The sequence below is a fragment of the Rathayibacter sp. AY2B7 genome (genome assembly GCF_002931635.1).
GTDB lineage: Bacteria > Actinomycetota > Actinomycetes > Actinomycetales > Microbacteriaceae > Rathayibacter.
Genome location: NZ_PSUC01000033.1, coordinates 17,433 through 28,432, shown reverse-complemented (window position 1 = coordinate 28,432; position 11,000 = coordinate 17,433). Strand labels below are relative to the sequence as shown.

Sequence of the window (11,000 nt, the reverse complement as noted above, 5' to 3'; positions counted from 1 at the left end):
GTCCGGGCACGGGCGCCCTCTTCACGAGCATCCTCGCCGAGGCGCTGCCCGAGGGCGTGCTGACCCTGGTCGAGGGTGACGGGGCGGTCGGCGACGAGCTGGCGCGCACCGAGGGCGTCGACGTCCTCGCCCACGTCGGCTCGACCGCCACCGGCCGCGCGCTCGCCCGGGTCGCCGCCGTCACCGGCGCGCACGTGATCCTCGAGAACGGCGGCAACGACGCGCTCGTCGTCGACCGCGACGTCGACCCGGTCTGGGCCGCCGAGCAGGCCGCCCTGGGCGCCTTCGCCAACGCCGGCCAGATCTGCACCTCCGTCGAGCGGATCTACGTGCACCGCGACATCGCCGAGGCGTTCACGGCGGCGCTGGTCGCCGAGGCCGATCGCTGGAGCGCGGGCCCGCTCCCTCGCCTCGTCGACGCCCGCATGCGCGACGCCGTCCACGAGCACGTCTCGGAGGCGCTCGGCAGCGGCGCGCGCGCCCTCACCGGCGGCACCCCCGGGGACGGCACCTTCTACCCCGCGACTGTCTTGGCGGACTGCACCGAGTCGATGCTGGTGATGACGGAGGAGACCTTCGGGCCCGTCGCGCCGATCCGCGTCGTCGACTCCTTCGACGAGGGCCTGGACCTGGCCGCCGCGAGCCCCTATGGTCTGGCCGCCTCGATCCTCACCGCCGACATGGAGCACGCCCATCGGGCCGCGGCGACGCTGCCGGTGGGCACCGTCAAGGTCAACGGCGTCTTCGGAGGAGCGCCGGGCGGCAGCGCCCAGCCCCGCGGAGCGTCCGGCTCCGGCTTCGGCTACGGCCCGGAGCTGCTCGACGAGATGACCACCACCACGGTCGTGCACTTCGGCCTGCCCGTTCTGCCGGGAGGCGCGCGATGAGCCTCGAGGGCTCGGCGCTCCAGCGGGCGAGCGCCCTCCTGGCGCACGTCCACGAGCGCCCGCCGGTCGTCGCCGTGATCGGGGACCTCATCCTCGACTCCTGGTGGCTCGGCGAGGCGGAGCGCGTCACGCGGGAGGCGCCCGCGCCGGTCCTGCGGCTCGAGGACGTCGTCGACGTCGCGGGCGGGGCCGCCAACACCGCCGCCAACCTGCGCGCGCTGGGCGCCGTCGTCCGCACGGTCGGCGTGGCCGGACGCGACTCCGAGGGCGACCGGCTCGTGCGCGCCCTCGAGCGGGCCGGCCTGGACACCTCCCGGGTCGTCCGCACCGGCGCTGCGACGACGATCAAGACCCGCGTGGTCGGGGGCGACAGCGTGATGCTGCGCGTCGACTCCGGCCCGCACCGCCCGGCCGACGACGAGCTGGCCCTGCTCGCCGGTGCCGCCGCCGAGGCCGCCGCGGGCGCCGACGCCGTCCTGGTCTGCGACTACGGCTCGGGGATACTCCGCGAGGCCGTCGAGCGCCTGCTCGCCGTCGGGCGCCCCGGCCTCCTCGTGATCGACGCGCACGAGCTCGCCGACTGGGCCTTCGCCCGGCCGGACCTCGTCACCCCGAACGCCAAGGAGGCGGAGCGGCTGCTCGGCGGCTCCCTCGGCCGCGGGACGGAGCGGGCCGCCGCCGTGCGCGACGCGGCGGACGACCTGCGCGCCCGCTCGGGCGCCCGGCACGTCGTGGTCACCCTCGACCGGGACGGCTCCACCGCCCTCGACGCCGACGGCACGGTCAGCCGCACCTTCGCTCAGCCCGCGGAGGAGAAGCAGGCGTCCGGCGCCGGCGACACCTTCGCCGCGACCGCCACCCTCGCCCTCGCCGCCGGCCGCTCCCTGGCCACCGCCGTCGATCTGGCGCAGGCCGCCGCCGACGTGGTCGTGCAGCGCCCCGGCACCTCCGTCTGCTCGGGCGACGACCTGCTCGCCTCCCTCGCCGCTCCCGGCGCCGTCGTGCTCGGCGAGGACGCCCTCGTCGAGGTCCTCGCGGAGCAGGCGCGCCGCGGTCGCCGCGTGGTCTTCACCAACGGCTGCTTCGACGTCCTGCACCGCGGCCACACGGCGTATCTCCGCCAGGCCCGCGAGCTCGGCGACGTGCTCGTGGTCGCGGTGAACGACGACGACTCCGTCCGGCGGCTGAAGGGCGAGGGACGGCCGATCAACCCGGAGGGCGACCGCGCAGGCGTGATCGCTGAGCTGGGCTGCGTCGACTACGTGACGCTCTTCGGCGGAGACACCCCCATCCCGCTGCTCGAGCGCGTGCAGCCCGACGTCTACGTGAAGGGCGGGGACTACAACCCCGACATGCTCGCGGAGGCGGCCGTCGTCCGCTCCTACGGGGGCGTCGTCACCACGGTCGGCTACGTCTCGGAGCACTCCACGACCGAGATGGTCCAGCGCATCCGATCGGCCGCGCCGTGACCAGCCGCCGGTGGTCCGGGAGCTGGGGGGTCCCCGAGGCTCCCCGGCAGCCGCTGATCGACGTGCTGGTGCCGACGGTCGGCCGCCGTGCCGAGCTCGCCGCCACGCTCGCCGGACTCGCCGCCCAGGACGACCCGCCCTTCCGCGTGATCGTCAGCGACCAGTCCGACGACGCGGTCGCCGAGAGCGACCCGACGATCCTCGCGATGCTGCGCGTGCTGGAGGCGCAGGGCCGGGCTCCGGTGGTGCGCCGGCACCTGCCCCGGCGCGGGCTCGCGGAGCAGAGGCACTACCTCCTCTCCCTCGCCACCGCCCCGGCCGTCCTCTTCCTCGACGACGACGTGTGGCTCGAGCCGGGCACGCTCTCGCGGCTGCACGAGGCCCTCGAGCGCCTCGACTGCGGCTTCGTCGGCTCCGCGGTGCAGGGCCTGGCCTACCTCGAGGACGTGCGCCCGCACGAGACCGAGTCGTTCGAGACCTGGGAGGAGCGCGTGGAGCCCGAGCGGGTACGGCGCGGAACCCCGGAGTTCGAGCGCTGGCCGCTGCACAACGCGGCCAATCTCACGCACGTCGCCGCCCGTCTCGACGTCCCGGAGGGCGCCTGGCGCGCGTACCGGGTCGCCTGGCTGGGCGCGTGCGTCCTCTACCGCCGCGACGCCCTCCTGGCCGTCGGCGGCTTCGACTTCTGGGAGCAGCTGCCCCCGGAGCACAGCGGTGAGGACGTCGCCGCGCAGTGGCGCGTCATGGAGCGCTTCGGCGGCGCGGGCCTGGTGCCCAGCGGCGCCGTGCACCTCGAGACGCCCACGACGGTCACCGACCGGCGCGTCGACGCCTTCGACCGGCTCTTCGCCGAAGAGCACTCGTAACACTCAGCAAGGCGACGAAAGGACAGCACGATGGACGCACCCGACCCGATCCAGATCCAGAAGTACCTCTCGGGCATCGACTACCCCGCCTCGAAGGACACGATCGTCGAGACCGCCGAGAAGGAGGGCGCGGACGGCGACGTCCTCGAGGCCCTCCGTGCGATCCCGGACGGCGACTACGAGAAGCCCACCGACGTGAGCTCGGCCGTCTCGAAGGTCTGACCCCCTCCGCGGGACGCCGCTCCGGTGCACGGCACGCCGTGCCTGCCGTACCGGAGCGGCGTCCCGCGAGCGGCGATCGGCCGGCGCGGAGAGCCGGGGTCAGGCGGAGGCGTGCTCGCGCTCGCGCAAGACGCCGGACTCGAGCGCCTGGAACGACAGCACCTTGTAGCCCTCGGACTCGAAGAAGATCGTCGCCCGGTCGGCCTCCACGCTCATCACGGTGCCGGCGCCCCACTCGCGGTGCTCCACCGACTCGTCGACGCTCAGAGGGGCGTCCACGGGCGCCTCGACGGTCTCGCCGCTCGCCTCGTGCCGCTCGCAGCCGTCGCAGTTGCCGCACCACTCGGCCGACTCCACGCCGAAGTAGTCCAGCAGGACTCGGCGGCGGCACTGGCTGGTCTCCGCGTAGGCGCGCATCATCGACAGGCGCGACTCCGCGATCCGCTCGCGGGAGGCCAGAGCCTCCTTCACCGCGTGCACGGCCTCGTCGCCCGAGGCCTCGCGCGTGGCGCGCAGACCGGACCCGGTCTCCACCAGCCCCGCGTCCGCGAGATCGTTGACGATCCGGGCGATCGTGCGGGCCGGCTTCCCCAGCTCCTTCGCGAGAGCCGCGGAGTCGAGCCCCGGCTGCTCCGAGACGGCCGCCCAGATCACGCGCAGCGCGGCCTTGTCGACCGAGCGCTTGGCGAAGAAGCGGCGGAGACCCAGATCCTCGGCGCGGTAGTGCAGCGCGCCCGTCGCCGGCTCGCCGTCGCGGCCCGCGCGGCCGATCTCCTGGTAGTAGGCGTCGAGCGACTCGGTGGTCGTCGCGTGCAGCACGAAGCGGACATCGGCCCGGTCGATGCCCATCCCGAAGGCCGAGGTCGCGACGACGACGTCGAGCTCGCCGGCGCGCCACTGCTCGTGCACGACCTTGCGCTCGGACACCTTGAGTCCGGCGTGGTACGCCGCGACCCGGCGCCCCTCCGCCGCGATGTCGGCCGCGTAGGCCTCCGTCTCCTTGCGGGTGGCGACGTAGACCAGGCCCGGAGCCGTCCAGCTGCGCGCCTCCTCGACCACGGCGGCGCGCTTCTCGTTCTCGCTCTCGTGGCGGTGCACCACCAGCCGGATCTCCGGACGGTCGACGCCGTGCACCTGGATCTCGGGGTCGGTCATCCGGAGGCGCTCGATGATCTCGTCGCGCACCGGCCCGGAGGCGGTGGCGGTCATCGCGAGCACCGGCGGATCGCCGAGCTCGCCGCGCACATCGGCCAGGCGGAGGTAGTCGGGGCGGAAGTCGTGGCCCCAGGAGGAGACGCAGTGCGCCTCGTCGACGACCAGGAGCGACACTCCCGCGGCCGCCAGACGCGCCACGTTCTCGGGCTTGGCGAGCTGCTCGGGCGCCAGGAGCACGTAGAGCGGGCCGCCCTCGTCGATCCGGTCCCAGGCGCGGGCGACGGCCGCGGCGCCCTGGGAGGAGTTGATCGCGACGGCGGGCGGGGCCGCCGGAGCCGCCTCGATCGCGGCGAGCTGGTCGGCCTGCAGGGCGACGAGCGGGGAGACGACCAGGACGACGCCGCCGCGCTCGGCTCCGGCGATCTGGTAGACCGCGGACTTGCCGCCGCCCGTCGCCAGCACCAGCAGCGTGTCGCGCCCGGAGGCGGCCGACTCGATCGCCTCGCGCTGACCGGGGAGCAGCGACGACCAGCCGAAGTCCTCCCGGGCGATGCGGCTGACGGAGTCGGTGCGGGAGGAGTTCATAGCTCGACGCTACGACCAGACGGCCCCGGAGGCAGTCCGCTTGACAGCGCCGGGGAGCACGGTGAAGGCGCGTCGCCCGGCCTCGCGGCCCGCGTCTGCCCCCTCGTCCCCGCGCTGTCAACGTCCTGCGGAGGGGCCCGTCGCGTGCTGGGCTGGAGCCCCGACGAGAGGAGCCGACATGGCCGACCAGAACATGAACGAGGACCTTCCCGGATCCGGCGGCGACGCCGTCCCGAACACCGGCGGCGCGCAGACGGTGCTGCCCTGCGAGGACGCGGCCGACGCCTCCGCCGCGGGGGCCGCTCCCGGGGGCACCGCGATCGACCGCGGTGTCACGGACGCCGTGACCGACGGCGACAGCGGAGGGGACACCGTCTCCGGCGACGCCGACCTGCCGGACGAGACCGAGGGCGCGGTCGGCAGCGACCCGGCGAGCGCCGACTGACGTCCCGCTCGAGCGCGTCCGGCCCGCCGGATCCGAGGATCCTCGCGGGCCGGAGGCGCTCGTCCCTCCGCGGAGGAGGGCCCGGGCTCAGCGCCGGACGACCACCGGGTTGAACAGCGTGCCGATGCCCTCGACGTCCACCGCGACGGTGTCCCCGTTCGCGATCGGCCCGACGCCGGCGGGCGTCCCGGTGAGGATCACGTCCCCGGGGAGGAGCGTGAAGATGCGCGAGACGTAAGCGACGAGCTCGGGCACCCCGTGGATCATGTCGCCGGTGCTGCCCGACTGCTGCACGCGCCCGTTGACGCGCGTCTCGATCGCGCTCTCGTTCCAGACGAACTCGGTCTCTATGACCGGACCGAGCGGGCAGAAGGTGTCGTAGCCCTTCGCCCGCGCCCACTGGCCGTCGGAGCGCTGGAGGTCGCGCGCGGTGACGTCGTTGGCGATCGTGTACCCGAAGACCACGTCCTCGTAGTCCTCCGCGCGGACGTTGCGGGCCACGGCGCCGATCACGATCGCCAGCTCGCCCTCGAACTCCACCTGCTGGCTGTCCTCGGGGAGGACGATCGCCTCGTCCGGGCCGATGACCGACGTGTTCGGCTTGAGGAACACCAGCGGCTCCGCCGGGGCGTCGCCGCCCATCTCGGCCGCGTGGTCGGCGTAGTTCTTCCCGATGCCGACGACCTTGGAGCGCGGGATCACCGGCGCGAGGAGCTTCGCCTCCGCGATCGGGATGCGCTCCCCCGTGGTGTCGAACCCGGCGAACATCGGGTCGCCGGCGAGCACGACCAGGTCGTCCTCGTCCACGATCCCGAAGTGGATCGCTCCCCCGTTGTCCCCGTCGCGCTGCGTGGCGAATCGTGCGATCTTCATGCGTCCAGCCTCGTCATCCATCCGTGCGTGTCCTCGCGGCGTCCGTACTGGATGCCGGTCAGCTCCTCGCGGAGCGACATCGTGAGCTCCCCGGCGGGCGCGCCCTCGCGGCCGACGGAGAAGCCCTCGCCCTTGAGCTCGGCGATCGGAGTGATCACGGCGGCGGTCCCGCAGGCGAACACCTCGACCACGTCGCCGGAGGCCACTCCGTCGCGCCACTCGTCGATGCTCACGCGGCGCCGCTCGACGCGGTGGCCGCGGTCCTCGGCGAGCTGCAGGACGCTGTCGCGCGTGATGCCCTCGAGGATCGAGTCCGATTCCGGGGTGACCAGCGTGCCGTCCTTCTTCACCAGCACCACGTTCATGCCGCCGAGCTCCTCGATCCACTGCGACTCCTGCGAGTCGAGGAAGAGGACCTGCGCGCAGCCGTGGCTGTAGGCCTCCTGCTGCGGGAGGAGGGAGGAGGCGTAGTTGCCACCCGTCTTCGCCGCTCCCGTGCCGCCCTTGCCCGCCCGGGCGTAGGAGGTGGAGAGCCAGATCGACACGGGGGCGACCCCGCCCGAGAAGTAGGCGCCGGCGGGGCTGGCGATCACGTAGTAGCCGACGTCCTCGGCCGCGCGCACGCCGAGGAACGCCTCCTGCGCGAACATGAACGGGCGCAGGTAGAGGCTGGTCTCCGGCTCCGAGGGGACCCAGTCGCCGTCGACCGCGATCAGCTGCCGCAGCGACTCGACGAAGAGGTCCGTCGGGAGCTCCGGCAGCGCGAGACGGCGGGCCGAGCGCTGCAGGCGGCGCGCGTTCGCCTCCGGGCGGAAGGTCCAGACGGAGCCGTCCTCGTGGCGGTAGGCCTTCATCCCCTCGAAGATCTCCTGCGCGTAGTGCAGGACGGCGGCGGCGGGGTCGAGCGCGAGCGGGCCGTAGGGCTCGACGCGGGCGCTGTGCCAGCCGTCCGCGCGGGTCCAGCGGAGGCCGACCATGTGGTCGGTGAAGTGCATGCCGAAGCCGGGGTTCGCGAGGATCCGGGCGCGCTCCTCGGCGGAGCGGGGCGCGGGGGCGGCGGTCACCTCGAACGCGAGGTCGGCGGGGGCGGAGTCGGTGCTCATCGTGGTGGTGTCCTTCTGCGGGGGATCAGCGGAGGCGGGCGACGACGGAGTCGCCGATCGCGGCCGTGGAGCGCGGGGTGCCGTCGCGCGACTCGATGTCGGCGGTCACGGCCGCGGTGACGCGGGCGGCCTCGTCGCTCCGGCCGAGGTGGTCCAGCAGCATCGCGGCCGAGAGGATCGCGGCGGTCGGGTCGGCGAGCTGCCGTCCGGCGATGTCGGGCGCGGATCCGTGGACCGGCTCGAACATGCTGGGGAACGCGCCGTCGGGGTTGATGTTGCCCGAGGCCGCGAGTCCGATGCCGCCGCTGATCGCGCCGGCCAGATCGGTCAGGATGTCGCCGAAGAGGTTGTCGGTGACGATGACGTCGAACCTAGCAGGGTCGGTCACGAGGAAGATCGTGGCGGCGTCCACGTGGAGGTAGTCGACGGCCACGTCCTCGAAGGCGGCCCCCACCTCGTCGACGATCCGCTTCCAGAGCGAGCCGGAGAAGACGAGGACGTTCGTCTTGTGGACGAGCGTCAGCCGGGAGCGGCGCGTGCGGGCGAGCTCGAACGCGTGTCGGACGACGCGCTCGACCCCGTAGGCGGTGTTGACCGACACCTCGTTGGCGACCTCGTGCGGGGTGCCCTGCCGGATCGAGCCGCCGGTGCCGACGTAGGGCCCCTCCGTGCCCTCGCGGACGACCACGAAGTCGACCTCCCCGGGAGCCGCGAGCGGCGAGGGGACGCCCGCGTAGAGACGGGTGGGCCGCAGGTTGACGTAGTGGTCGAGCTCGAAGCGCAGCCGCAGGAGCAGCCCGCGCTCGATGTTCGCGTCCCGGAGGCGCGGGTCCCCCGGTGCTCCGCCGACGGCGCCCAGGAGGATCGCGTCGTGCCCCGCGATCGCCGCGAGGTCCTCGTCGGTGAGGACGTCGCCGGTCTCGAGGTAGCGGGCGGCGCCGAGCGAGAAGGTGGTCGTCTCGAGCACCAGGTCGGAGTCGGCGGTGACGGCGTCGAGGACCTTGACGGCCTCGGCGGTCACCTCGGGCCCGATCCCGTCTCCGGGGATGACGGCGAGCTTCACGGTGCGGGGCATGGCGGTCCTCAGGCGTACGGGGTCGGAGTCCCCCCAGCGTACTCGCGGCCCGCCCGCGCCGCGGTCCGGGGCACGCGCCCCCGTCGGGCTGGCGAGGGCCGCCCGGGAGGCGCTGCGCGTCCCGGGCGGCCTCCCTCGGGAGGAGAGGAGGAGCGTCAGCTCCGGCGGAGGCGCCAGGCGCCGACCGCGGCGGCGGCCAGCACGAGGACGACACCGAGCCAGGCCGACCAGCCGACGCCCGAGTCGAACGCCGCGCTCGCCGACGCGACGAGGCTCGCGGCGGAGTCGGCGGGCAGCTCGCCGGCGACCGAGACGGCGCCGCCGAGGGTCTCCCCGGCCCGCTGCGCCTGCGCGGCGTCGAGGCCCTCGGGCAGCACGACTCCCCCGCGGTACACGGCGGTGAGGACGGTGCCGAGCGTCGCGGTGCCGAGGACGGCGCCGAGCTCGTAGGCGGTCTCGGAGACGGCGGAGGCCGCACCGGCCTTGTCGGCGGGCGCGTTGGCCAGGATCAGCTCGTTCGACACCGTCTCGGCCGCGCCGATGCCCAGGCCGAGGAACGCGAAGGCGACAGCGACGGCGAGGGCGGACGCTCCTCCGGGCGCCCCGCTGCCGAGTGCCAGCAGGATGTACCCGACGGCCGAGACCAGCAGTCCGGCCGGGACGACGAGGCGCGGAGCGACGCGGCGCGCGATCGGCACCACGCCGAGCCCGGCCAGGATCATCACGGCGAGGCCCGGCACGAGCACGAGGCCCGCTTCCAGGGGCGAGAGCCCGACCACGAGCTGCAGGTGCTGCGAGAGGAAGAAGAGCCCGCCGACCAGCGCGGTGACGCTGAGGAGGTTGACCACGATCGCCGCACTGAACGAGCCGCGGCGGAAGAGCGAGAGATCGAGCATCGGCGAGGCCCGGCGCTGCTGGCGGCGGACGAACAGAGCTCCCGAGACGACGCCCACGACGAGCGCCGCGACGCCGACCGCGTCGATCCCGTGCTCGGCGAAGGACTTGACCGCGTAGACGACCGGCGCAATGGTCGCCAGCGACAGCAGGATGCTGACCACGTCGACCGGGCCGGGCTGCGGGTCGCGCGACTCCGGCACCAGGATCGGCACCAGGACGACCAGCGGGAGCAGCACGGGCACCGCGAGCAGGAACACCGACCCCCAGGGGAAGTGCTCGAGCAGCACGCCGCCGACCAGAGGGCCGATGCCCGAGCCCACGGCGAAGCCGGTCGCCCAGATCGCGATCGCGAGGCGGCGCTGGTCGCGGTCGGGGAAGACGCTGCGCAGGAGCGAGAGCGTCGAGGGCATCAGCATCGCGCCGAAGAAGCCCAGTGCCGCGCGGGCGCCGATGAGCGCCGCGGCGGTGGGAGCGAACGCGGCCACGACCGAGACGGCGGCGAAGCCGACCGCGCCGACCAGCAGGAGGCGCCGCCGCCCGACGCGGTCGCCGAGACTGCCCATCGCCACCAGCAGGCCCGCGAGCACCAGCGGGTAGGCGTCGACGATCCACAGCAGCTCGGTGCCGGAGGGGCCCAGATCCTCGGCGATCGAGGGGAGCGCGAAGTTCAGCACCGTGTTGTCGACCGAGACCAGCAGCACCGGGAGCATCAGCACCGCGAGCGCCACCCAGGCGCGTCGCCCGACCCTGTCGGCGGCGCCGGCGGTGTCGTGGGTGGAGACGGGAGCGGTGCGCGCGGACACGGGAACGACCTTTCAGAGGAGAACGGAGAGAGTATACCGTCCAGCCGGTACAGTCGCCACTGATCCGCCGTAGGATGGTCGCCGTGCCTCCTGCCCCCGCCCGCGACCGCGTCCTCGACGCGTTCGAGCAGCTCCTCATCGAGCAGGGCGAGCGCGCCGCGACCCTCGACGCCGTCGCCCGCGAGGCCGGAGTCTCCAAGGGCGGGCTGCTCTACCACTTCCCCTCGAAGGACGCCCTCGTCGACGGGCTCCTGCAGCGCCTCGACGCGCGGCGGGAGGCGGACGTCGCGCAGAGCCTCGCCGCTCCCGAGGGCGTGGTCGCCTACCTGCTGCGCACCTCCTTCGCCGCCGACTCGGCCTTCGACCGCACGATCCTCGCCGTGTCGCGCATCGCGCAGGGGCACGACGAGCGCGCCAGCGGCGGCCTCGCGCGGATCCACGACAGCTGGAACGAGGTGGTCGCCGACGCCGTGGGCGACCCGCTCGTCGCCCGGGCGATCGTCCTGATGAGCGACGGGCTCTACTACAACTCCGCCCTGCTCCCCACAGGCTCGCCGTCGCGCGGCGAGGCCGAGGACGTCCTCGCGGTCGTCCAGCGACTCCTCGGGAGCTGAGTGGCG

The 11,000-nt window shown here is 74.1% G+C and carries 11 protein-coding genes; 6 read left to right on the top strand and 5 right to left on the bottom strand.

Annotation, left to right across the window (positions count from 1 at the left end):
• The 4 genes from C5C27_RS07840 to C5C27_RS07825 form a co-directional block, all read left to right on the top strand.
• Positions 1-887 (top strand): aldehyde dehydrogenase (locus tag C5C27_RS07840; RefSeq protein ID WP_146079627.1); only part of this gene is annotated, 887 nt, incomplete at its 5' end.
• Positions 884-2,356, top strand: a complete 1,473-nt coding sequence (rfaE2, locus tag C5C27_RS07835; protein WP_104314059.1) for a D-glycero-beta-D-manno-heptose 1-phosphate adenylyltransferase — start codon at positions 884-886, stop codon at positions 2,354-2,356. The genes C5C27_RS07840 and rfaE2, both read left to right, overlap by 4 nt.
• Positions 2,353-3,222 carry a glycosyltransferase family A protein gene (locus C5C27_RS07830; protein WP_219813142.1) on the top strand — a complete coding sequence of 290 codons (870 nt, stop codon included), beginning with the start codon at positions 2,353-2,355 and terminating at the stop codon, positions 3,220-3,222. The genes rfaE2 and C5C27_RS07830 overlap by 4 nt, the downstream gene beginning before the upstream one ends.
• A gap of 30 nt (positions 3,223-3,252) precedes the next feature.
• Positions 3,253-3,444 carry a DUF2795 domain-containing protein gene (locus C5C27_RS07825; protein WP_104314058.1) on the top strand — a complete coding sequence of 64 codons (192 nt, stop codon included), beginning with the start codon at positions 3,253-3,255 and terminating at the stop codon, positions 3,442-3,444.
• A 99-nt stretch (positions 3,445-3,543) separates the two neighbouring features.
• Here the strand turns inward: C5C27_RS07825 and C5C27_RS07820 are convergent, their stop codons facing one another.
• Positions 3,544-5,184: a RecQ family ATP-dependent DNA helicase gene (locus C5C27_RS07820; protein ID WP_104239270.1), complete on the bottom strand. Its 1,641-nt coding sequence runs from the start codon at positions 5,182-5,184 to the stop codon at positions 3,544-3,546.
• A gap of 178 nt (positions 5,185-5,362) precedes the next feature.
• Here C5C27_RS07820 and C5C27_RS07815 point away from each other — a divergent pair, with 178 nt between their 5' ends.
• Entirely contained in the window at positions 5,363-5,629 is a 267-nt protein-coding gene (locus tag C5C27_RS07815; protein WP_104314057.1) for a hypothetical protein, read from the top strand.
• An 87-nt stretch (positions 5,630-5,716) separates the two neighbouring features.
• Here C5C27_RS07815 and C5C27_RS07810 read toward each other — a convergent pair whose 3' ends face one another.
• The 4 genes from C5C27_RS07810 to C5C27_RS07795 form a co-directional block, all read right to left on the bottom strand.
• Complete coding sequence (locus C5C27_RS07810) at positions 5,717-6,502, bottom strand: fumarylacetoacetate hydrolase family protein (RefSeq protein WP_104233223.1); 786 nt, start codon at positions 6,500-6,502, stop codon at positions 5,717-5,719.
• Complete coding sequence (locus C5C27_RS07805; protein WP_104239273.1) at positions 6,499-7,605, bottom strand: branched-chain amino acid aminotransferase; 1,107 nt, start codon at positions 7,603-7,605, stop codon at positions 6,499-6,501. Before C5C27_RS07805 ends, C5C27_RS07810 begins: the two co-directional genes overlap by 4 nt.
• 25 nt (positions 7,606-7,630) lie before the next feature.
• Positions 7,631-8,680, bottom strand: a complete 1,050-nt coding sequence (locus C5C27_RS07800; protein ID WP_104223533.1) for a 3-isopropylmalate dehydrogenase — start codon at positions 8,678-8,680, stop codon at positions 7,631-7,633.
• A 155-nt stretch (positions 8,681-8,835) separates the two neighbouring features.
• On the bottom strand, positions 8,836-10,380 hold the full coding sequence (locus C5C27_RS07795; RefSeq protein ID WP_258066550.1) for an MFS transporter: 1,545 nt from the start codon (positions 10,378-10,380) through the stop codon (positions 8,836-8,838).
• Between the two features lie 74 nt (positions 10,381-10,454).
• Between C5C27_RS07795 and C5C27_RS07790 the strand changes: the two genes are divergently transcribed.
• Positions 10,455-10,994: a TetR/AcrR family transcriptional regulator gene (locus C5C27_RS07790; RefSeq protein WP_104239274.1), complete on the top strand. Its 540-nt coding sequence runs from the start codon at positions 10,455-10,457 to the stop codon at positions 10,992-10,994.
• The last annotated feature ends 6 nt before the right edge of the window (positions 10,995-11,000 follow it).